This window comes from uncultured Microbulbifer sp., assembly GCF_947489355.1.
GTDB lineage: Bacteria > Pseudomonadota > Gammaproteobacteria > Pseudomonadales > Cellvibrionaceae > Microbulbifer.
In genome coordinates this window covers 19653-41023 of the sequence record NZ_CANLDD010000034.1, presented here as the reverse complement: position 1 = coordinate 41023, position 21371 = coordinate 19653, and the positions used below count along the sequence as shown (strand labels likewise).

The window sequence follows — 21371 nt, the reverse complement described above, 5'->3', positions numbered from 1 at the left end:
TTATTGCCAGATGGGCCGGGGTCGCTGCGCATGGTCATGCCCGCACCTGCGGTTACGACGCTCTCCCCCGAGAGTGGGTACAGGCCCCCAAGGGGCCGAATTTACTGGCAGGCCTCACAGTCTGGATCATCCAGGGAGCAGGCCTGGGGCACTGTGGCTGCTACCGGCGCCTGCTCTGCAAGAGAGGCCGCTGCGGCCATACCGTTGTCTCCATTCGCGCTGACGGCATTCAGGGTGCCATGGCTCACGGTGGATTTTTCCGTGGTGGTGGCGGCCAGAGCGCGCAGGTAATAGGTGGTTTTCAGGCCGCGGAACCAGGCCATTCGATAAGTCAGGTCCAGTTTCTTGCCATCGGCGCCGGCGATATACAGGTTAAGGGACTGGGCCTGGTCGATCCATTTCTGGCGACGGCTGGCGGCGTCCACGATCCAGCGTGGCTCCACTTCAAATGCGGTGCGGTATATCGCTTTCAGGTCTTCCGGTACACGATCAATTTTTTGTACGGAGCCCTCATAGTATTTCAGGTCATTGACCATCACCTGATCCCAAAGGCCGCGATCTTTCAGGTCGTGGACCAAATAGGGGTTTACCACGGTGAACTCGCCGGACAGGTTCGACTTCACATACAGGTTCTGGTAAGTCGGTTCGATTGACTGGGAAACCCCGGTGATATTGGCAATCGTCGCCGTAGGGGCGATGGCCATCACGTTGGAGTTGCGTATACCCTGGGTTTTCACTTTTTCGCGCAAGCCATCCCAATCCAGAGTGGAGCTGGCGTCCTGCTCGATAAACTGCGGTCCTCGCTGCTCGCTCAGGATCTGGATAGAATCCAGTGGCAGGATTCCCTTGCTCCACAGGGAGCCTGCATAGGTCTGGTACTTGCCGCGCTCGACCGCCAGATCGCTGGAGGTGGAGATTGCCTCAAAGCTGATGGCTTCCATGGTGAGATCGGCAAAGGCAACTGCTTCGTCGCTGGCATAGGCGATCCCGGCTTTGTACAGGGCGTCCTGAAAGCCCATCATTCCCAGACCCACGGGGCGGTGGCGCACGTTGGACTGGCGCGCGCTTTCAACGGCGTAGTAATTGATATCGATCACATTGTCCAGCATGCGCACAGCGATCTTTACAGTGCTTGCCAGCTTGGCGCGATCGAGTTCACCGTTGTCAGCGATGTGCTGGGCCAGGTTGACCGAGCCCAGGTTACAGACGGCAATCTCGTCACCGGCTTTGGTGTTGAGGGTAATCTCGGTACACAGATTGGAGCTGTGTACCACCCCGGCGTGTTGCTGCGGACTGCGCAGGTTACAGCTGTCTTTGAAGGTGATCCAGGGGTGGCCGGTTTCGAATAGCATCCCCAGCATCTTGCGCCACAGGTCTTGTGCACGGATCTTCTTGTACAGCGTGAGGGCGCCTTTTGCGACCATGCTCTCATAGTGTGTGTACCGCTGTTCAAATGCGCTACCGAACAGGTCGTGCAGGTCCGGGCAGTCGGCCGGGGAGAAAAGAGTCCACTCACTGTCTTCGAACACACGTTTCATAAATAGGTCGGGCACCCAGTTGGCGGTGTTCATATCGTGGGTGCGGCGGCGGTCATCACCGGTGTTCTTGCGCAGCTCGAGAAATTCCTCGATATCCAGGTGCCAGGTTTCCAGGTAGGCACATACAGCGCCTTTGCGTTTTCCACCCTGATTCACCGCTACCGCGGTGTCGTTGGCGACTTTCAGGAAGGGAACCACACCCTGGGATTTGCCGTTGGTGCCTTTGATGTAGGAGCCCAGCGAGCGCACCGGGGTCCAGTCATTGCCGAGGCCGCCGGCCCACTTGGACAACATGGCATTATCGCGGATAGCGCCGTAGATTCCGTGCAGATCATCCGGTACCGTGGTCAGGTAGCAGGAGGATAATTGTGGGCGTAGGGTACCGGCGTTAAACAGGGTTGGGGTGGAACTCATATAGTCGAAGGAGCTCAACAGGTTGTAGAACTCCACCGCGCGCTCATTCCGGTTTGCCTCGTGAATGCTCAGGCCCATGGCGACACGCATAAAAAAGATCTGCGGCAGCTCGAAGCGAATATCGTCGCTGTGCAAAAAGTAGCGGTCATAGAGGGTTTGCAGGCCAAGGTAGGTGAACTGGTGATCGCGCTCGCCTTTCAGGGCCTGGCCGAGTGTTTCCAGGTCAAAGGTGGCCAGGGCCGGGTCGAGCAGCTCCAGCTCAATGCCTCTTTGCACGTAGGCGGGCAGTGTGGAGGAGTACAGCCTTTCCATCTCGTGTTGCGTGGCGCGCTCTGCAATGCCCAGAAAGCGTAGGGTTTCGGCACGCAGCTTATCCAGCAGCAGGCTGGCGGTGGCATAGGTGTAGTTGGGTTCCTGCTCAACCAGGGTGCGGGCGGTAATGACCAGTGCGGTGTTGATGTCGTTTTCGGAAACACCATCGTACAGGTTCTTCAGGGCTTCATTCAGGATTGTCTCGCTGTTGACGTGCTTGAGACCTTCACAGGCTTCGCGGACAACGGTGCGCAGGCGCTCCATATCCAGCGGTACCAGGCTGTTATCGCTGAGCTTTACGCGAATACTCGGGTGGGCGTCGGCTATTTGCCCGGCCTTTCGGCCTGGTTTGTCCCTCTCTGCACGCAGACGGGCGCGCTCTTCACGGTAGAGCACATAGTCGCGGGCAACTTTGTGTTCCCCGGCGCGCATCAGGGCGAGTTCCACCTGGTCCTGAATCTCCTCAATGTGGATGGTTCCACCAGAGGGCATGCGGCGATTGAAGGTGGCGCTGATCTGCCGTACCAGTTCCTCGACCAGCTCGTGGACACGGCTGGAAGCAGCGGCAGTGCCACCTTCAACAGCGAGAAAAGCCTTGGTTACTGCGACAGAAATTTTGCCGTCGTCATAAGGTACAACGGTGCTGTTGCGCTTAATGACGCGGATCTGGCCCGGTGCGGTGGCAATCAGGGTGGTGCCGCCACTAGTCTGGCCGCTGGTGGTGCCCGATTTTTCCCCGGGCACGGTTTGAGAGCGCCCTGTCTCTGTGTGCATGAAAATCTCCGAAAATCTGTACTGTTGCCTGTTCGCCTGTATGCGGAGTAGCTTGTGTGCAGCGGGTTCATTACCTTGCCAGTGAATCCCGTCCGCTCTAAAACAAGCGACTCAGCGCCCCGCTCTCAGCAGGGTATACCGGCTGGTACTTTTGGCTGAAAATGTATCTGGCCCGATTGCCCACGATCCTACTTTGAAGCAAGAAACGTCTGACGCCCATTGCCAAAAGTTTGCCTCACCGCCGGAATCGGCCCCGTCAATTGGGGGTGCTCCTGACTCATTACCCCAATATATAGGGGTTTGTCCTTGATTAGGCTACAAGATAATGCGGTAGGGGCACTAATTCAAGGCGAATAACCTTGTGGTTGTTTGTGGATAAATTGTGGGTAGGCGCAATAAGTCAGTAGTCACTTCTATTCCAGGCCCCGCCACCATTGAGCTGCAATGAAATTGGTACCTGGGGAAAAAGCCGTTACAGATCCTTACAATTTTTTTAAATAGAGGAGGCCACCTAAATTAACAAAAGCAATAATCAGTTGAAAGTGGCCGTAATCTGAGCAATATGGTACTCAAATAGTCCATCATTTGGCGTGAAATTAATGCTTTAATCTCGTTGTATGAAATCTCTGGTTGTCCAAAAAGCGAATGGGTAGTTGTTTTTTGCATCAGACCTCTTCCCCTGCCGAAGAAACTTTGCTAGGCGGAAGAGTCGGCCGAGAAAAATCACTGAGAATCGATGTAAGCACCAGTGCCGGGTACTGGCGAGGAGTATTGCACGCCCGCCGGAGCTGCTTGTTAAGCGCTGTGTTCCTGTAAAAACTCCATTAGCGCTTTTTGTGCATGCAGGCGGTTTTCCGCTTCATCCCAGACTACCGAAACCTCCCCGTCTTCCAGGAGGTCGGCACTGACTTCTTCACCGCGATGGGCCGGTAAACAGTGCATAAACAGGGCATTGCTGTTGGCGTGGCGCATCAGCTGGTGATCGACCATGAAGGGTTCAAACGCCCTGGTGCGCACCTGCTGCTCTCTCTCCTGTCCCATGGAGGCCCAGACATCCGTAGCAACCCAGTCGGCACCGCGCACAGCGTCCACAGGATTATGCACAACCTTCACCTGCCCCCCCCCCGCCGCGACCAGATTGCCATCCGGCTCGTAACCCTGTGGGCAGGCAATGCGCAGTTCGAAACCGCACAGACGTGCAGCATTGATATAGGAGTGGCACATGTTGTTGCCATCGCCGACCCAGGCCACCACTTTGCCGTCAGGGCTGCCGCGGTGTTCCACGTAGGTCTGGATGTCGGCGAGCAGCTGGCAGGGATGGTAGCTGTCGGACAGGGCATTGATCACCGGAACCCGCGAGTAAGTGGCGAAGCGTTTCAGTATTTGATGGTCGAAGGTGCGGATCATGACCATATCCACCATTCGCGAGATCACCCGCGCGCTATCCTCAACCGGCTCACCACGTCCCAGCTGTGTGTCGCGCGGTGACAGAAAGAGGGCGCTACCACCCATTTGCGCCATGCCGGCTTCGAAGGAAACACGGGTGCGGGTGGAGGATTTTTCGAAAATCATTCCCAGCACCTTGCCGCGGAAAAGTTCGGTCATGATGCCCTGGTTGCGCAGCTTTTTCAGTTCGATTGCGCGCTCAATAATCTGTTTGAGTTCCTCTGCGGATAAATCCATCAAGGTGAGAAAGTGTCTGATCGGCATTCGTTGCTCTCCTTCAGTGGTTCCCTGGACGGTTTACTGTGCAAATTGTTGAATCAGGGTGCTGACTGTGTCGACCAATTGATGACACTCGCTATCTGTCAGTGTGAGTGGCGGCAAAAGGCGGAGCACATTGCCGGCTGTTACATTAATCAGCAACCCTTGCGCACGGGCTCTTCCCACCAGTTCGCCACAGGGGCGGTTTATTTCTATGCCGATCATCAGGCCCAGGCCGCGGATTTCCATAACGGCTGGGCACTCAGTGAGCCGCAGCCGCAGTGCTTGTATTAAGTGTTCGCCCAGTTTTTCTGCGCGCTCGATCAGCCATTCACTCTCCAGTGTCTCCAGAACAGCGAGGCCGGCGCGGCAGGCGAGGGGGTTGCCGCCAAAGGTTGAGCCGTGGCTACCGGCGGTAAACAGCTGGGCCGCCTTGCCCCGAGCCAGACAGGCGCCGATAGGGACACCGTTACCCAGTCCCTTGGCGGTAGTGAGTACGTCCGGCACTATCCCTGTATGCTGGTAGGCAAACATTCTACCGCTGCGACCATTGCCGGTTTGTATTTCATCCAGTATCAGCAGCCAGTTTTGCCTGTTGCAAAGGGTGCGCAGTTTCGGCAGGTAGTCCGCATCGGGTACGCGGATACCGCCTTCGCCCTGTACGGGTTCGACAAATATGGCGACGATGCTGTTGCACTCTGCTGCAAGCTGCTCAATGGCCGCGACATTGTTAAATGGCACCCGCAAAAAGCCCTCGGGCAGGGGGGCAAAGCCCCGCTGCACTTTTTCATTGCCTGTCGCCGTAAGGGTGGCGAGGGTGCGGCCATGGAAGGCACCTTCCATCACCACAATCTGTGGTGATGCCAGGCCCCTCTCACTGCCGAGCTTGCGGGCCAGCTTGATTGCGGCCTCATTGGCTTCGGCTCCGGAGTTGGAAAAAAACACATTGTCCATACCAGACACGAACGCCAGTCGGTCGGCTAGCTGTTGCTGTGCCGGAATGTTGTACAGGTTGGAAACGTGTAGGAGGATTTTGGATTGATCCTGCAGGGCCTCGGTGATCTTGGGATGGCAGTGACCGAGACCGCACACACCGATGCCGGAAATGGCATCCAGGTATCTTCGGCCCTGTTGGTCCCACACATAGTTACCCTCTCCCCGGGTCAGAGTCAGGGTTCTCTCGCCATAAGTGTCCATCAGCGTGGGGGTAGCCACTGTGGTGCCTCCTTTTGGTTGTGAATAAGTCTATTCAGGTTTCCGCAGAAAGTTCGGGATTATGGCTTTAATTCCGAGAAATATTCTGAGCAGGTCATGCTAGCACAAGCTAGGTTGCGCGTATGCTATTCATTCGACTTTTTATACCTTAACAGCCTGATAAGGTATTCGGTGGGCTGGGACTTGATATGCATAGGGGCAGGTACTTCTTTTACCCCGCACTAGGGTACAATGCTCAGCCAGTGCGCTATGGCTGGGTGCCGGTGCGGTAAGCACTGAATGATTGTTTTGCTTCCACCACATGAGGTTTTTCATACTTATGGATACATTGGAGAACATCCAACAGCAGATTGCTGACAACGCCATTCTGCTTTACATGAAAGGCAACCCCAATGCCCCACAGTGCGGTTTTTCCATGCGGGCCTCCCAGGCAATGATGGCCTGTGGTAAGCGCTTTGCTTATGTGGACATTTTGTCCAATCCGGAGATTCGCGCTGAATTGCCGAAGTACGCCAACTGGCCAACTTTCCCACAGTTGTGGATAAAAGGGGAATTAATTGGTGGCTGCGATATCATTATGGAAATGTACGAGAATGGCGAATTGAAAAACCTGATTGATGAGGCGGCTGCCGAGAGTGAAGGTGATCAGTAAAGTCGCTTCTGCTGGAAATTAATCCGCAGGCAGATCTTGTCCGGTAAAGCGTAAACTAACCGCGGCTTTGGCCGCGGTATTGGTGATGACGGGTAGCATAGTGGCATTGCAAAAGATCAGTCGGATGCTTTTTCCATTTGGGATTGCAGGTAATTCTGGATGCCCACCTTGTCAATCAGTTCCAGTTGGGTTTCCAGCCAATCCACGTGCTCCTCTTCGGACTCCAGAATTTTTTCCAGAAGCTCGCGGCTGACGTAGTCGCGTACAGACTCGCAGTAGGCGATAGCTTCGCGCAGATCGGGAATCGCTTTAGATTCTATCTTCAGATCGCATTTGAGCATTTCCTCGGTGTTTTCACCAATCAACAATTTACCCAGATGCTGTAGGTTCGGAATGCCTTCCAGGAAAAGAATCCGTTCGATTAGCCAATCGGCATGTTTCATTTCATCGATGGATTCGTGATATTCCTGCTTGCTCAGTGCCTTTAATCCCCAGTTGTCGTACATGCGGGCGTGCAGAAAATACTGGTTGATTGCGACCAGTTCATTGCCCAGCACAGTGTTTAAATATTCGATCACCTTGGGATCGCCTTTCATCGCTATTGCTCCTGTAGCCTTGTTAGCCCGATTAGGGTGGCAGAGAATGCCTATGTGATAGTCGCTCTCAAAATATCGGTATTCCCGTGTAATACTGCCGCTACCCCCAGAGCTCGCGCCAGTCGGTGATCGCGATTTTCTGCTCTGGGATAACCCGCCAAGTCAATTGGATACTGGGTTAATCATAGTCAGTGAGGGTTGCTGGTCGTTAAAGTTTTTGGTTGGCCGATTTTCATAAATTAGTGTAGAGCGACAACGGTAATTCGGGGCGAGTGTGCGTTGCGAAATACATCAAGTCAAGAAAAAGTTATTTACCGCAGAAAACAGAAAAAGTAAGGGTTTTAACGCAAATTCGGCCAAAAACCCCAACGAAAATGATTGCGTTTCCGTCTGCCTGAGTAGGGGTGAAGCAATGAATATTCTCGAAAATTATCGGATTAAATCGAAAGTATGATTGAGAACGATTTTTATTCTCCAGTTGTCAGGAATGGAAAAACCGTCTTCTCTGAAACATGCTGAGAATATCTCCTTGTGAGGCCTTAGTCGGCATACAGCGACCTCTCAAAAGTTCTTGAAAGAGGATATGCTCTCCCTCCACTGTGATCTGCAATGGGGATTACGTGATTCTTCAGCCGCTTTTTACATTTAAAGCGCATAATGGTTATTGAAACTTGGCGCAAAAAGGTCGAGGGAATATGGCACTGGGCATCATCGGTTATCCAAAGCGGTAGGTGTATCCTTGCTTTTACAGGGCGCTTGGGGCGGTAAATGATCCAGGCTTGCCGTGCCAAGGCTGAGCAGAGAGCGTTCTGGAATTAGGGGGGGGTGCCTGGAAAGCGCCAGGCGAAGAACTGCTTAAGTCGGTAAAATTGTACTTTGAGTGGCAGTCTTCACTTAGTGTGTAAAGCCACGGTGGGCTGTGGTTGTAGAGCAGGTGACGGGAAAGCCGGGATTAGCCGGCGGAATAAAACAGACCGGTGTTGGCAGAGGTGATGATGCCTGCGCTCATGGTTTCTTCAATGATTTCCTTGGTCAGCTCAGCACACCGGCCACATTGTGAGGATACGCCGAGGTGATACCTCAGTGCCTTGACTGAGGTGGAGCCGCCATAGACAGCTTCTTTGATTTGGCGGTCAGTTATGCCTTTGCAGATACACACGTACATCGTTGCGTTAGCTTCGGTCAATTTCAATTGTGCAAATTGTATTGCAGTTGAGAATGAGTGTCAATAATATTTCGAAATAGCCCAGTATTATCCCTTTGGGTTTCCCTTTTCAGTCAGTCAACCGCCGGGCCAGGTGCCCGTTGTTGGATCGGATCAGGTGATGCAGTTTCGCTATCAACCTCATTTAAAAAATTTATGGGCCTGGAATCAGAGGGTGTGTATTATAGCCCCCCACTATCACATCTTCATTCATTTATAGCCGTTGCATATAAATTGAGCATCATATACATCATCAACAAATCATCATTGGATTGAGGAGGTTTTTTATGGCAGTTTTGGTAGGCAAGCCAGCCCCGGACTTCACGGCGGCGGCGGTATTGGGTAACGGCGAGATCGTCGATGCCTTCAACCTGAAAGAAACTATTGAGGGGAAGAAGGCAGTAGTTTTTTTCTATCCACTGGATTTTACCTTTGTATGTCCCTCTGAACTGATTGCTTTTGATCACCGCTTTGCCGAGTTCGAAAAGCGCGGTGTAGAGGTCATCGGCGTTTCCATCGATTCCCAGTTTTCACACAATACATGGCGTAACACCCCCGTGAGCGAAGGTGGCATTGGCGCGGTGAGATACACGTTGGTTGCTGATGTTAAACACGAAATCTGCCAAGCTTACGATGTGGAGGCTGACGCTGGTGTTGCTTTCCGCGGTTCCTTCCTGATCGATGAGGAAGGTGTGGTTCGCCATCAGGTTGTCAATGACCTGCCGCTGGGACGCAATGTTGACGAAATGTTGCGTATGGTTGATGCCCTGGCATTCCACCAGGAACACGGAGAAGTTTGCCCGGCAGGCTGGCAGGAGGGCGATAAGGGGATGAATGCTTCACCGCAGGGTGTAGCGGCTTACCTGAGTGAGCACGCCGAGGAATTATAAATTCGGCTGTTTGCTGGAGGGGAATCTCCAAGTCTAAAAAACCGCCGAAAGGCGGTTTTTTGTTTCAATATGCGCCAATATACCGTCTGGCAGTTGCGGGGCAGGAGTTCCTGTGGGAGATGGCTATTCGCGACTAGAATCCTGCAGTCAGTCTTGTGTGGCGCCTAAATAGAGTTTTTGCCCACAGACTGCTAATCTTATCTGCAAGTATTGGATTGCTTTGGCGGCTCGATTTACGTATGAGACCTGCAATTCTGTCAGATATCGTCTACCAACTGCGCATCGGGAAAGCGTGGATCCTTCTTTTCATGTTGCTTGTGAGCGGACTTGTGCTGCCTGCAGGTGCGGTTGATATTGATGCCAGGGCCAAGGCGTTTGACCGCTACTTTCACCAGTTGATGGTGGGCAAGTCCATCCCCGGTGGCGCCTACGTGATTGTTGATGGCAATCGGGTGGTTGCTATGGGCACCTACGGCGTACGGGTCAGGGGCAAGGCCGGCAAGGTGAACCGGGATACGGTATTTCGCCTGGCTTCAGTATCGAAAACATTCGCCGCGAGCATGGCCACCATGCTGGAGCATGAAAAGCGCTTCAAATGGAGCGACAAGGTGGTCAATTATATTCCTGACCTGAGTTTCAAAACCCCGGCTTTATCGCGCAAGCTGCAGGTAGAGCACCTGTTGAGCCACTCCTCGGGTCTGACCCCGAATGCCTACGACGATTATCTTGAGAGCAACAAGCCGCTCAGCAAGATACTGCCAAAGTTTGCCAATATCGATCCCCGCTGCACACCCGGAAAATGTTATGGCTACCAGAATGTGCTGTTCAGCCTGATAGAGGATGTTATCTACGAGGCTACGGGAGTCTCTTTTGCCAGGCAACTCAAGCAGCGTATTTTTATTCCCCTGAATATGCAAAATGCCTCGGTGGGCTGGGAGAGCTTTATGGCCTCTGGCAACCGCGCCGCGCCCCATGTGCAGACCGGCAAGGGCTGGCGACCGGTGAAAGTGGAAAAAGAGTATTATTTTGCTGCGCCCGCCGCCGGGGTAAATGCGAGTATCTCCGATATGGCCCAGTGGTTGAAGGCACAGATGGGCTACTACCCCAAAGTGTTGTCTCCCGAAGTGATTGAAGATATGACTACCGAGCGCGTGCCCACTCAGCGCCATATGCGTCACCGTATCTGGCGGGATTACCTATCCCATGCCGGCTATGGCCTGGGTTGGCGCCTCTACACGATTGGTGATGACCGCATCATCTACCATGGTGGCTGGGTGGCGGGCTTTCGCGCAGCGGTGGCTTACTCCGAAAAGGAGAAGATTGGCATCGCAATTTTAATGAACGCGGAATCCCGCGTGATTTCTGACTTAACCGCAAATTTCGTGATCGACATTACCGGCAAAGGCAGTCTGGTCACCGCCAAGAGCGGTGGAGACCGGTAGTTACCCGAGTACTGCTTTGGTTTCCTCCCCTTGAAACCCGCCTGTGGGTCCCAATATCTGTTACCTGTTCCAATAGCCGTGACTGGGGAGACCTGATAAATGACCGTTGAGGCCCAAAAAGAGAGCCATGGATTCCAAACGGAAGCCAAGCAACTACTGCACCTGATGATCCACTCGCTGTACTCCAACAAGGAGATTTTCCTGCGCGAATTGGTTTCCAATGCTTCCGATGCCGCAGACAAGCTGCGCTTTGAAGCGCTGTCCAAGTCCGGGCTGCTAGGTGATGATACTGACCTGCGTATCCGCGTTGAGTTTGACAAGGAAGAAGGGACTCTGACGATTACCGATAATGGTATTGGTATGAGTCGCGATGAGGTTATCGAAAACCTCGGTACCATCGCCCGCTCCGGTACCTCTGCATTTATGCAGCAGCTGACCGGCGACCAGAAAAAGGACGCGCACCTGATCGGAAAATTTGGTGTGGGTTTCTACTCTGCGTTTATTGTTGCCGACAAGCTGGACGTCTTTACCCGTCGCGCAGGCCACAGCGTGGATCAGGGAGTGCATTGGGAATGCCATGGTGAGGCGGAATACTCGGTGGAAACTGTCGAGTTGCCCCAGCGGGGTACCCGCGTGGTGTTGCACCTGAAAGAGGATGCTAAGGAGTTTGCCGACGGTTGGCGCCTGCGCTCTATTATCAAGAAGTACTCCGATCATATTGCGATTCCTGTGGAAATGCTGAAAGAGCAGGCACCGGTGGCGGAAGGTGAAGAGCAGGAAGAAAAAGCGCCTGAGTTTGAAGCAGTCAATGCCGCCCAGGCACTCTGGACCCGTCCCAGATCCGAGTTGAAATCCGAGGAGTATAAGGAGTTCTACAAACATATCTCCAGCGATTTCGACGACCCCATGACCTGGAGTCACAATCGGGTAGAGGGCAAGCTGGATTATACCAGCCTGATGTATATCCCAGCGCGTACACCCTTTGACCTCTACCAGCGCGATGCCGCTCGCGGCCTGAAGCTTTACGTTCAGCGTACCTTTATCATGGATGACGCCGAGCAGTTTTTGCCATTGTACCTGCGCTTTGTGAAGGGCGTGCTGGACTCCAATGATCTGCCCCTGAATGTATCCCGCGAAATTCTGCAGAAGGACCGCAACACCGATGCGATCAAGAGTGCCCTCACCAAGCGCGTCCTGGATATGCTGGACAAGCTGGCGAAAAAGGATGCGGATCAGTACCAGAAATTCTGGGACCTGTTCGGCAATGTGTTGAAAGAAGGCCCGGCCGAGGACTTCTCCAACAAGGAAAAAATTGCCAGGCTGCTGCGTTTCGCCACCACCCATACCGATACGGAGAAGCAGGACCAGTCCCTGGAAGAGTACGTTGGCCGCATGAAGGAAGGCCAAAAGGCTATTTACTATGTGTGCGCAGATAACTTCGCCACTGCCAAATCCAGCCCCTATCTGGAGGTGTTCCGCAAGAAAGGCATTGAGGTGCTGCTGCTCACCGATCAGGTGGATGAGTGGTTTGTGGGTCACATGAATGAGTTCGACGGCAAGCAGTTTCAGGATGTGGCCAAGGGCGCCCTGGATCTGGGTGAGGCTGAAAGCGAAGAGGATAAGGCTGAGCGCGAGAAGGTCGAGCAGGAGTCCGGTGCCCTGGTTGAACGGGTTCAGGCGGTTCTGGACGGCCGTGTTGAATCTGTGCGCGCCACCACCCGTTTGGTGGATTCCCCGGCGTGCCTGGTGGTTACTGAGCAGGATATGGGGCCGCAAATGCGCCGCATTCTGGAGCAGGCCGGACAGGCGTTGCCAGAGGCGAAGCCTGTTTTCGAGCTGAACCCGTCTCACCCACTGGTGCAGCGCCTGGATCAGGAGCAGGACGAAGACCGCTTTGCGGATCTCACCAGTATACTGATGGACCAGGCCAACCTGGCGGCGGGTAATCAGCTGGCAGACCCAGCGGATTATGTGCGGCGCCTGAATACGCTGTTGCTGGAAATGCACGCTTAAAACCTTCTTCCGATATCGATTCAATGTATCGGATGGAAGAAGGGCGCGGCGAAACCCGTTGGGGTTCTGCCGCGTTTTTTGCCCTCGGCCTCTACTCCACCAGCCTATTTACCCGATTGCCCCAGCTAGGTATGGCCTCCATGCGCAGTAGAGGAGCCAATCCCTTGCCGGCATGTCCGAGGCTTGTATAACCTGTATTGGTATCGGGTGCAGTGTAAACCTTTGAGCTCTGTGGTTCATAAGCGCTGGAGACTGTGTGCCCGACTGAGGTGATCGCACCGCTCAGTCTGTGGCTGTGTGAAAACCGCAGGTGGCAGTGTCGGTAATTTTAAAAAAGGAAATGGTAAAGAAACCCTGCACCAGTAGCCATGCCCAGGATGACCACCAAGAAAGCTACAATCATCTGATTCCTGAAAATTGATTTCAATAATATCACCTCGGTCAAACTTGCCCCTGCGCTGCCGATGATTAACGCCATCACTGCACCCAGGCCCATGCCTTTTGCCGTCAGTGCCGCACTTAATGGGATAACGGCCTCTGCTCGGATGTAAAGAGGTATCCCGATAATCGCGGCTACCGGAATGGCAAAAGGGTTGTTCTCACTGGCTACATGTGCCACGAATTCTGTCGGCATAAAACCGTAGATCAAAGAGCCAATGGCAATGCCGCCAAGGAGGAAGGGCAGAACCCTTCTAAAGTCAGACCAGGTGGAAATCCATACTTTTTTCCAGGTAGCAACCGGTTCCGTTTTTTCTCCACAGCCGATACTACATTCGCTTGGCTTCGGTTCCTGATAGGATTGCGGTTTCACATATTTTTCGAATCCCAATTTTTCAAGGATAATGCCGCCAAGTACCGACACACTCATGGCGACAACAAAATAAAATAGGGTAACTTGTGGCCCGAAGGTCACTATAAAGAGCCCGATGATAATGGGGTTCAGCAAAGGGCTTGCGAACAAGAAAACCATCATGGTTCCGAATCCAGCCTTTGCCCTCAGCAAGCCCTTTAGAAAGGGTATGGTTGAACAGGAACAGAAGGGTGTGATTGCCCCGAGGAAACCGGCAGCAACATAGCCATGACCATGCTTGTCGCTCAGTATCCTCTGGATTCTTTCCGGTGGTAACTTGGTTTGCAGGTAGCCAACGGCGTAACTGATTACCAGAAATAGACCGGTAAGTTCAGCCGTTAGAAGCACAAACAGGCTGGCTGACTCAATGAACATTTCAGCGCTGACAGTCATTTCGTTTCCTTAAAAAGCTATATTTCTAGAAATATAGAAATATAATTGTCTTATGTCAAACTATTTCTGGTAATATGGAAATATCTGAATTGCAGAGGGTATCGCCGTGGACTTAGAGGTTGCTGCAAAGGCGCTGAAAGAACTGGGGCATCCAACCCGCCTGGCGATTTTTAAACGCTTGGTGAAGTCGGGGCACCGGGGTCTGGCGGTTGGTGTCCTTCAGGAAGAATTGGGCATTCCTAATTCAACCTTGTCACACCACCTATCAAGCCTTGTTTCAGCGAACTTACTGTCACAAGATCGAGAGGGGCGAACGCTATATTGCCAGCCTGACTATGGGCACCTTCAGGCAGTGGTAGACTTCTTGCAGGAAGAGTGCTGTTCGGATCAAAAGTGAAGTTATATTTTCCAAGGTGGTCACCATGTCCGATCAATGGCTTGAAGCCATGCAGCTTACGTTTCAATAATTCCTCCCAGCCATGAGTCGTTCACGACTTTTTAAAATGCCACTTCGCGCTATCTGGCATCCCTGTGGTTGCGCCCGGTAAAACATACCGCACAATCCTGGCCCTGAGTGTCAAAGCGTATCTTCCGGGCACATACTATCGGATCGGTAGGAAAAAAATGCCCTCTCCCAGGATGTGCTGTGAATACATCCCTGTACGCTCGTAATCGGCATCCATGCCTCATAGGGTTCTGGGAGAAGGGTATTCTTTCCTCCTACTTTACTAGTATATCTCCTGGGTTTGCTTAATAGGTATTCTATGCTTGAATAGGTAGAAAGGCTGCTTTCAAGATGTCGCAGTATTAAGAGCGATTTCGATATCAATCTGTGCTCGTCTCTTTATCTGTGTCCTTAAGTATCCTCTCTTTAATTCACAAATTGTTTTTCGCCGGGATCTGGGCAGTTGAAGGTTACCCGGTGCATTACTCTTGCGCTTGAAAGATAGAATCTGTGGAGATGGTGGGTAAGCGCATATGACTTGAAGCAGTCTGTTTACAGAAAAGATCGATAGTCAAAATGTTTGCGATATTATTTGAAATTTGAATCGGTATTTCAAGGTCGACACCAAATAAGCGCATGGAAGTTGGCTGAACTGTAGGGTTGATAAATGCTGATTTAATCTGCCCGAGAAATAACCATTGGTGGTTGTAACTGCTGTTAGAGGAATGTTATAACGATCACTCGGATCAAGGAAGAAATAAAGGGCAATTCGCTTGATTTCGTTCGAATTATTTTAAAAAAGATACAGGGATTTGTCATATGACTGCAATAAATGGACGACTACCTTTGATTATAAAAAGCGCATTTGCAGTTCTACTATTTTTTTTATTTTCAAGCAGTACCCAGGCACATATCGGCGACTTCAGTTTTGCCACCTTTAATATGCAAGGTGCAAACAGTGATGCCGACAGCACCTGGGAGGTGGACGTTAAAGGTATTTTAACCGGTGAGAGAGAATATCTGGGGGCTTCGCGGGATTTGGTGGCACTACAAGAGGTCGGGGCGGTGCCAGCCTCGGCCGGTGCGCCCCTCAATAGTTGGGAAGATCCCGAAGCGCCCGGAGCGATAGTCTCAGAGTACAGCTGGACCGTAAACAGACAGACCTACTATATTTATCACCTGCCTGTCTTCGGGGATCATGACACCCCTTCCGATGGCCGGCGTACCAATATTGCCATTGTTTCACGGTATCGGGCCAGTGATGTTTATATTCATGCGGCAACCGAGGGAACAAGTCGTGAAAGTTTCGGAATTACCATCAATTCAGGCGCTCAAGGCAGCACCCCTACCACTGTCTACACCATCCACGCCGGTTCATATGGCCGTACCAGGCTTAATAATGCAGATACCATACTGGAGGAGATCGCGCTGACCCATGCCGGTACTTCCTGGTTGGCGTTGGGGGACTTTAACCGGGATCTGGAAAATCATGAATACCCGGATGCTAACGGCAACACACTGCCGAACCTGACACCGACCTTACCAAACGGGAGTCATCTCTACAGGAGCTTTCAGCCAACACATGTCTTTCCAACCAACGATGAAAGACCCGGGGAGCTTGATTTTGCCGTTTCCAGTGATTTCATTGCGGGTTTTGGCGGGAGGAACCTGCCGATTTACTCAGATCATGCAGCCGTAGGATTCCAGTTGGGCGGCGCTGCTGGAGAAGGCCATTTGGCGCTCCGTTTAAGGGATAAAACCAAATGTATAGAGGTTACTGGCGGGCAGTCAACCAACGGGGCCAATCTTCAGTTGTGGGACTGTGAGAACCGGCCGGGACAGCGCTGGTCATTCTCACCGGATGGAACCATCCGCGCTATGGGGTTGTGCATGGGCATTGATGCAAATGATCAGTTTAACGTGCAATTGCAGGTATGTGTTCCGGGAAGCACAAGCCAGCGGTGGGCTGTGGATCATCGGAATGGTTTTATTGAAAATTCACATGGAGGACTGTGCCTGGACGTCAACAGGCACACCGGCGGTGCCAATGCAAATGGAGAAAATATTGATCTGTTTGATTGCGATAGGCTGGCCTTCAAGGCAGATTATTCCTGGGTAATCCCCGCCAGAGAAGGCAATCTGGTGCCTGTAAAGGACTATAACAAGTGTGTTGAAGTCAGCGGCGCTCAAACCGATAACGGCACCCAGATCACTATTTGGGAATGCATGGATCTTCCTGCGCAGGTGCCGGAACAGCGTTGGACCTTTTCAACTGATGGCACTGTCCGTTCGCTGGGCAAGTGCCTGGATAATTCCGGCGGTGGCAGTGAAAACGGCAACAGGATTCAGCTTTGGGATTGCAGTGACAATAGCAATAATAGTCACCAGCAGTGGCTGATTGCCAAAAATCAGCTAAAAAATCCCTATACCAACAAGTGTTTCGACCTCAGCCAAGGCAGCACGTCAAATGGAAATGATGTCTGGCTTTGGGGCTGTAATGCATCGAACCGCAATCAGCAATGGCTTTATCCAGAGGTGCAAGGTCGCTTAATGCTTGCTGACAGCAGTGTTCTTGACTGCCTTGATGATGAGGGTGGCCAGCTGCTGGATGGTGATTGTAAACCTTATAACGACCAGGAGGCTGGAAACCAGTTTTTGCAAATCAATATTGATGGAAGCATCTACAATGACGGTAAATGCCTGGATGTAAACAGTAGCCAGGCGCATCAGGTTGAATGGCGTGTATGTAATGGTTCGGATGCACAAAGGTGGTATATCGATAACGATCTGCGCTTGAACAATTCGGTGTACTGGCCGCTGGTAATCGATGCTTATTCCCTCTCTGAGACAGAATTTATTATGTGGTAATTTGTAGTCCGGAAATCCGACCCGGTCTGACAGCTTTCACGGTAATACAGTGCTCTGTCAGGCCGGTACTTTCAACACCTTTCTGATTTGAAAAAAGAGCTTTCAGTGCCTGTATCTCATCTTTTGCATCTGGTGAGTGGTCACTCTGTGTCATAGCTGCATTCCTAACCCCCTCCTTCAAGTGTTCCACTATGTAATTACCCACAAGCTATCTTGGTGGCAGAATCATGTGCTGCTACAGGGCGCTTTTGTTCAATGCGACCGATCGGGTTAATAGTTAAATGTTCTCACTTAACCTGTAGGGCTGGGGCTCAGTCTTTTGAATAGGATGCCCTTTTCGGTGGGCCTTCTTGCCACGTGAGTCCAGCAGAAAAAATCACCACGCCTGTTGATGGTGGTTTGACACTCACCCGGTAGTCGCTGCCAAAGAAAACCAGGGTTTGAAAATGCTGAGAGGTTGGATGGTGCGTCAAGGCTCAGGATTTGGCACGTAAGACTTGCAGGATCTTGTCATGATCCTAGATTTGACCAGGTTGTCCGGTTGCGAGCGGAAGTTCTGCCATTCAATAGAGTCAGCATCAAAAATGGTGGGTGCAGTAGCGGCTATGCCCTGCGCAGGGATGCAGGCTTTTTCCCGGCTGGATTTAGATGGGTTGCCAGAGTGGCTTGGACCCCAGGTGAGGGGAAGGAATGGCAATGCCTGGCATTCCTGAGTAGCTGTAACGGGGTGGGTCATAGGTTGATGCCTTCGGTTGATACAATCGCAGCCATTAACAGGGTATTATTCGCCCTTTATTGCCTGAATTTAGTATGGAATACGAAGGATTTATGACCAAGCAGCGCGTATTAACCGGTATTACTACCACCGGCACCCCTCATCTGGGTAATTATGTGGGTGCAATCCGGCCGGCAATTGCAGCCAGTCAGGATGAGAATAACCAGTCTTTTTACTTTCTGGCAGATTACCACGCGCTGATCAAGTGCCAGGACCCCGAGCAGGTGCATCAGTCTACCCTGGAAATCGCCGCAACCTGGCTGGCCCTCGGCCTCAATACCGACAATGTGGTCTTCTACCGCCAGTCCGATATTCATGAAATTCCCGAGTTGACTTGGTTGTTGACCTGTATGACCGGCAAGGGGTTGATGAATCGCGCACACGCCTATAAGGCAGCGGTAGATGCTAATCGTGCCGACGGCGAGGATTCTGATTTTGGTGTCACCATGGGGCTTTACAGCTACCCGATCCTGATGGCGGCAGATATTCTGATGTTCAATGCCAACAGGGTGCCTGTGGGTAAGGACCAGGTACAACATATCGAAATGGCCCGAGATATCGCCCAGCGATTCAATCATCACTATGGAGAACACTTCGCTTTGCCGCAAGCGGTAGTGGACGATCATGTGGCTGTGTTGCAGGGGTTGGATGGGCGCAAGATGAGCAAGAGCTACGGCAATACCATCCCCCTGTTTCTGGCGGAAAAACAGCTGAAAAAGCACATTAACAAAATCAAAACCAATCTGTTGGAGCCGGGTGAGCCCAAAGACCCGGATACCTCTACGGTCTTCCAGATTTGGCAAGCCTTTGCCACAGAGGAGCAAACAGAGAAAATGCGCAAGGACTTTGAAGAGGGTATTGCCTGGGGTGAGGCCAAGCAGCAGCTGTTTGCGCTGATTGATGGTCAGATCAGTGAGGCTCGCGAACGTTACAAAGCCCTGCTTGCCAACCCGGCGTTAATCGAAGAGGTACTGGAGAAAGGCGCAGTCAAAGCGCGGGCTTATTCGGCACCCTTTATCGAAAAGTTGCGCCACGCTGTCGGCATCCGCAAGATTGGGTAGTCAGGGTTTAAAATGCAGTGGGGGCATGGCTTTGGAGGTTTCCCCATGAGTTTTATAAAGTAATAAAAAATAACGAAAGTACAGGGCTTTATTATGGAAAATATTCAGGCAAACCCTTCTGCAGGTGCCGATGCCACCGGCAAGAATGGCTGGATCAACCGAGCACTTAACGGCATTGAGGTGGTGGGCAACAAGCTGCCCGATCCGGCAGTGCTTTTTCTGATTTTGATGGTGGTAGTCTGGGTGCTGTCCTGGGCGCTATCCGATGTGCGTTTTGACACACTGCACCCTGCTACCGGTGAGGCCATTCAGGTAATCAATCTGCTTTCCAGTAGTGAGGTGGCGCGCTTTCTCTCCGGCATGGTGACCACCTTTACCAGTTTTGCACCATTGGGTGTCGTCCTTGTGGCCATGCTTGGGGTTGGCGTGGCAGAACAGAGTGGCTTTATCAATGCGGTACTGAAGAAGCTTCTGGCTGTGACCCCGCAGATGTTGCTGACACCGATGTTGATACTGGTGGCCATTGTCAGCCACACAGCTGTGGATGCCGGTTATGTGCTGGTTATTCCTTTGGGTGGCGTGATCTTCTATGCGGCCGGTCGACATCCCCTGGCAGGTATCGCCGCGGCCTTTGCCGGGGTTTCCGGGGGCTTTTCGGCAAACTTTGTCCCCTCTGCCATTGATCCTCTGCTGCAGGGTTTTACCCAAACTGCGGCGCAGATTGTCGACCCGGATATGCAGGTTAACCCGTTGAACAACTGGTTTTTCACCTCGGCGTCCTGCCTGGTGGTGACCTTGCTGGGTTGGTGGCTCACCGATAAGGTCATTGAGCCTCGCTTAAAGGGTGTTGCGATTGATGGTGATAAAGCGGAGATGCCCGTGATGCAATCGCTGGGTGCCCGCGAGAAAAAGGCCATGTATTTGGCGGTGACGGTAATGCTGGCAGGTATGGTTGGGCTTGTGGCCTGGATGCTGCCGGAAACTTCGGCACTGCGCGATGGCCAGGGACAGCTGGCTTCCTTCAGTGCGCCGGTGATGCAATCTATCGTGCCGCTGATTTTCCTCCTGTTTATCATCCCCGGTGTTGTATTTGGTTATGTGGCCGGTACCTTTCGCCAGAGCAAGGATGTGATCGATGCAATGTCCAAAACCATGGGCTCCATGGCTTACTATGTCGTAATGGCTTTCTTCTGCGCGCTCTTTATCGCCGAGTTCGCCCGCTCTGGCCTCGGCACCCTGCTGTCGGTAGAGGGTGGCAGCCTGCTTGCGGCCATGAACCTGCCAGGCCCGGTAACGCTGATAGGAATCATTGTGCTGGTGGCGTTTATCAACCTGTTTGTGGGCTCCGCTTCCGCCAAGTGGGCGCTGCTCTCGCCAATTTTTGTGCCTATGTTGATGCAGGTTGGCTTCTCTCCGGACCTGACCCAGGCGGCCTATCGGGTGGGCGATTCGTCCACAAATATCATCACACCGTTGATGCCTTACTTTCCTCTGGTGGTTGTCTACTGTCAACGCTATGTGAAGGGCACGGGGATTGGTACCCTGGTATCCATTATGCTGCCTTATTCCGTGGTATTCCTATTGTGCTGGTCCCTGTTTTTGGTGATTTACTGGAACCTGGGTATGCCTCTGGGTTTGCAGGCCAGTTATAGCTACCCATAATCTCTGAGATGCAGAGCCGCGGTTACAGCCAATCGCGGCAGTATGATCCCGGCAATTCAGGCCCTTTGCGTGGTTTACAAAGAGGGGGAAGGCATGGCTGGGGAGTAGAGGAGGGTTTGGCTGGTGCGGGGGGGTATCCGGAGCCGGCCGAGGTGGGCAGGCTAAAACCCTTGGCATTGATCACCAGGTGCGGCGCATCGATTGACGGGCTGTGCCTGCCGGGGTCTGTGGGCCCCCCTGTTGGACACATAGCCCTGGTTGTGTGGTAAATGGCAGAGCATCCAATAAAAGAGCCGTAATCTGCTGTTTGCATAAATAAAAAAGTCCCACTCTTTCGGGCGGGACTTTTTTATATATGGCGGACCGGACGGGACTCGAACCCGCGACCTCCGGCGTGACAGGCCGGCATTCTAACCAACTGAACTACCGGTCCGCATTCTTTTCTTCCCTGTCAAAGCACTGCCTTGCAAGCGCTGGGGAAGTGGTGGGTGGTACAGGGGTCGAACCTGTGACCTACGGCTTGTAAGGCCGTCGCTCTCCCAACTGAGCTAACCACCCCGTGT

The 21371-nt window shown here is 52.5% G+C and carries 15 protein-coding genes and 2 tRNA genes; 8 read left to right on the top strand and 9 right to left on the bottom strand.

Going from position 1 to position 21371, the window contains the following annotated elements:
* Positions 1-101: 101 nt before the first annotated feature.
* From Q1A48_RS13700 to Q1A48_RS13690, 3 genes are all read right to left on the bottom strand, one after another.
* Positions 102-3038: a ribonucleoside-diphosphate reductase subunit alpha gene (locus tag Q1A48_RS13700; RefSeq protein ID WP_299945839.1), complete on the bottom strand. Its 2937-nt coding sequence runs from the start codon at positions 3036-3038 to the stop codon at positions 102-104.
* 795 nt (positions 3039-3833) lie between these two features.
* A complete protein-coding gene (argF, locus tag Q1A48_RS13695; protein ID WP_299945837.1) occupies positions 3834-4748 on the bottom strand; it encodes an ornithine carbamoyltransferase in 915 nt (304 codons plus the stop codon).
* Between the two features lie 33 nt (positions 4749-4781).
* On the bottom strand, positions 4782-5957 hold the full coding sequence (locus Q1A48_RS13690) for an aspartate aminotransferase family protein (protein ID WP_299945835.1): 1176 nt from the start codon (positions 5955-5957) through the stop codon (positions 4782-4784).
* A gap of 319 nt (positions 5958-6276) precedes the next feature.
* Between Q1A48_RS13690 and grxD the strand changes: the two genes are divergently transcribed.
* Positions 6277-6609 carry a Grx4 family monothiol glutaredoxin gene (gene grxD / locus Q1A48_RS13685; RefSeq protein ID WP_299945832.1) on the top strand — a complete coding sequence of 111 codons (333 nt, stop codon included), beginning with the start codon at positions 6277-6279 and terminating at the stop codon, positions 6607-6609.
* Positions 6610-6725: 116 nt separating this feature from the next.
* Here the strand turns inward: grxD and bfr are convergent, their stop codons facing one another.
* A complete protein-coding gene (gene bfr / locus Q1A48_RS13680; RefSeq protein ID WP_299945829.1) occupies positions 6726-7205 on the bottom strand; it encodes a bacterioferritin in 480 nt (159 codons plus the stop codon).
* 952 nt (positions 7206-8157) lie between these two features.
* Positions 8158-8370, bottom strand: a complete 213-nt coding sequence (locus Q1A48_RS13675) for a bacterioferritin-associated ferredoxin (RefSeq protein WP_299945863.1) — start codon at positions 8368-8370, stop codon at positions 8158-8160.
* Between the two features lie 326 nt (positions 8371-8696).
* Here Q1A48_RS13675 and Q1A48_RS13670 point away from each other — a divergent pair, with 326 nt between their 5' ends.
* The 3 genes from Q1A48_RS13670 to htpG all read left to right on the top strand — a co-directional run bounded on the left by Q1A48_RS13670 (position 8697) and on the right by htpG (position 12754).
* Positions 8697-9299, top strand: a complete 603-nt coding sequence (locus tag Q1A48_RS13670) for a peroxiredoxin C (RefSeq protein WP_299945826.1) — start codon at positions 8697-8699, stop codon at positions 9297-9299.
* 239 nt (positions 9300-9538) lie between these two features.
* Positions 9539-10741 (top strand): serine hydrolase domain-containing protein, encoded by a 1203-nt coding sequence (locus Q1A48_RS13665; protein ID WP_299945823.1) that lies wholly within the window; start codon positions 9539-9541, stop codon positions 10739-10741.
* A 99-nt stretch (positions 10742-10840) separates the two neighbouring features.
* Positions 10841-12754 (top strand): molecular chaperone HtpG, encoded by a 1914-nt coding sequence (htpG, locus tag Q1A48_RS13660; RefSeq protein ID WP_299945821.1) that lies wholly within the window; start codon positions 10841-10843, stop codon positions 12752-12754.
* 328 nt (positions 12755-13082) lie between these two features.
* On the opposite strand, the gene Q1A48_RS13655 is transcribed toward htpG, so the two are convergent.
* On the bottom strand, positions 13083-13997 hold the full coding sequence (locus Q1A48_RS13655; RefSeq protein WP_299945819.1) for a permease: 915 nt from the start codon (positions 13995-13997) through the stop codon (positions 13083-13085).
* Positions 13998-14103: 106 nt separating this feature from the next.
* On the opposite strand from Q1A48_RS13655, the gene Q1A48_RS13650 reads away from it, so the two are divergent.
* Positions 14104-14394, top strand: a complete 291-nt coding sequence (locus tag Q1A48_RS13650) for a metalloregulator ArsR/SmtB family transcription factor (RefSeq protein WP_366523417.1) — start codon at positions 14104-14106, stop codon at positions 14392-14394.
* Positions 14395-15261: 867 nt separating this feature from the next.
* On the top strand, positions 15262-17310 hold the full coding sequence (locus Q1A48_RS13645; RefSeq protein WP_299945816.1) for a ricin-type beta-trefoil lectin domain protein: 2049 nt from the start codon (positions 15262-15264) through the stop codon (positions 17308-17310).
* Here the strand turns inward: Q1A48_RS13645 and Q1A48_RS13640 are convergent.
* On the bottom strand, positions 17300-17464 hold the full coding sequence (locus Q1A48_RS13640; RefSeq protein WP_299945813.1) for a hypothetical protein: 165 nt from the start codon (positions 17462-17464) through the stop codon (positions 17300-17302). The two genes, Q1A48_RS13645 and Q1A48_RS13640, sit on opposite strands and share 11 nt — an antisense overlap.
* Before the next feature lie 674 nt (positions 17465-18138).
* On the opposite strand from Q1A48_RS13640, the gene Q1A48_RS13635 reads away from it, so the two are divergent.
* Positions 18139-19146, top strand: a complete 1008-nt coding sequence (locus tag Q1A48_RS13635; protein ID WP_299945810.1) for a tryptophan--tRNA ligase — start codon at positions 18139-18141, stop codon at positions 19144-19146.
* Positions 19147-19239: 93 nt separating this feature from the next.
* Positions 19240-20808: an AbgT family transporter gene (locus tag Q1A48_RS13630; RefSeq protein WP_299945807.1), complete on the top strand. Its 1569-nt coding sequence runs from the start codon at positions 19240-19242 to the stop codon at positions 20806-20808.
* A gap of 356 nt (positions 20809-21164) precedes the next feature.
* On the opposite strand, the gene Q1A48_RS13625 is transcribed toward Q1A48_RS13630, so the two are convergent.
* Positions 21165-21241: transfer RNA gene (locus Q1A48_RS13625), tRNA-Asp, on the bottom strand.
* A gap of 49 nt (positions 21242-21290) precedes the next feature.
* A tRNA-Val gene (locus Q1A48_RS13620) sits at positions 21291-21366 on the bottom strand.
* Between the last annotated feature and the right edge of the window lie 5 nt (positions 21367-21371).

Excerpts from the sequence above, each read along its gene's own strand:
- Q1A48_RS13700 (WP_299945839.1), bottom strand. The coding sequence starts at position 3,038 with ATGCACACAGAGACAGGGCGCTCTCAAACCGTGCCCGGGGAAAAATCG.
- argF (WP_299945837.1), bottom strand. The coding sequence starts at position 4,748 with ATGCCGATCAGACACTTTCTCACCTTGATGGATTTATCCGCAGAGGAA.
- grxD (WP_299945832.1), top strand. The coding sequence starts at position 6,277 with ATGGATACATTGGAGAACATCCAACAGCAGATTGCTGACAACGCCATT.
- bfr (WP_299945829.1), bottom strand. The coding sequence starts at position 7,205 with ATGAAAGGCGATCCCAAGGTGATCGAATATTTAAACACTGTGCTGGGC.
- Q1A48_RS13675 (WP_299945863.1), bottom strand. The coding sequence starts at position 8,370 with ATGTACGTGTGTATCTGCAAAGGCATAACTGACCGCCAAATCAAAGAA.
- Q1A48_RS13670 (WP_299945826.1), top strand. The coding sequence starts at position 8,697 with ATGGCAGTTTTGGTAGGCAAGCCAGCCCCGGACTTCACGGCGGCGGCG.
- Q1A48_RS13665 (WP_299945823.1), top strand. The coding sequence starts at position 9,539 with ATGAGACCTGCAATTCTGTCAGATATCGTCTACCAACTGCGCATCGGG.
- htpG (WP_299945821.1), top strand. The coding sequence starts at position 10,841 with ATGACCGTTGAGGCCCAAAAAGAGAGCCATGGATTCCAAACGGAAGCC.
- Q1A48_RS13655 (WP_299945819.1), bottom strand. The coding sequence starts at position 13,997 with ATGACTGTCAGCGCTGAAATGTTCATTGAGTCAGCCAGCCTGTTTGTG.
- Q1A48_RS13645 (WP_299945816.1), top strand. The coding sequence starts at position 15,262 with ATGACTGCAATAAATGGACGACTACCTTTGATTATAAAAAGCGCATTT.
- Q1A48_RS13640 (WP_299945813.1), bottom strand. The coding sequence starts at position 17,464 with ATGACACAGAGTGACCACTCACCAGATGCAAAAGATGAGATACAGGCA.
- Q1A48_RS13635 (WP_299945810.1), top strand. The coding sequence starts at position 18,139 with ATGACCAAGCAGCGCGTATTAACCGGTATTACTACCACCGGCACCCCT.
- Q1A48_RS13630 (WP_299945807.1), top strand. The coding sequence starts at position 19,240 with ATGGAAAATATTCAGGCAAACCCTTCTGCAGGTGCCGATGCCACCGGC.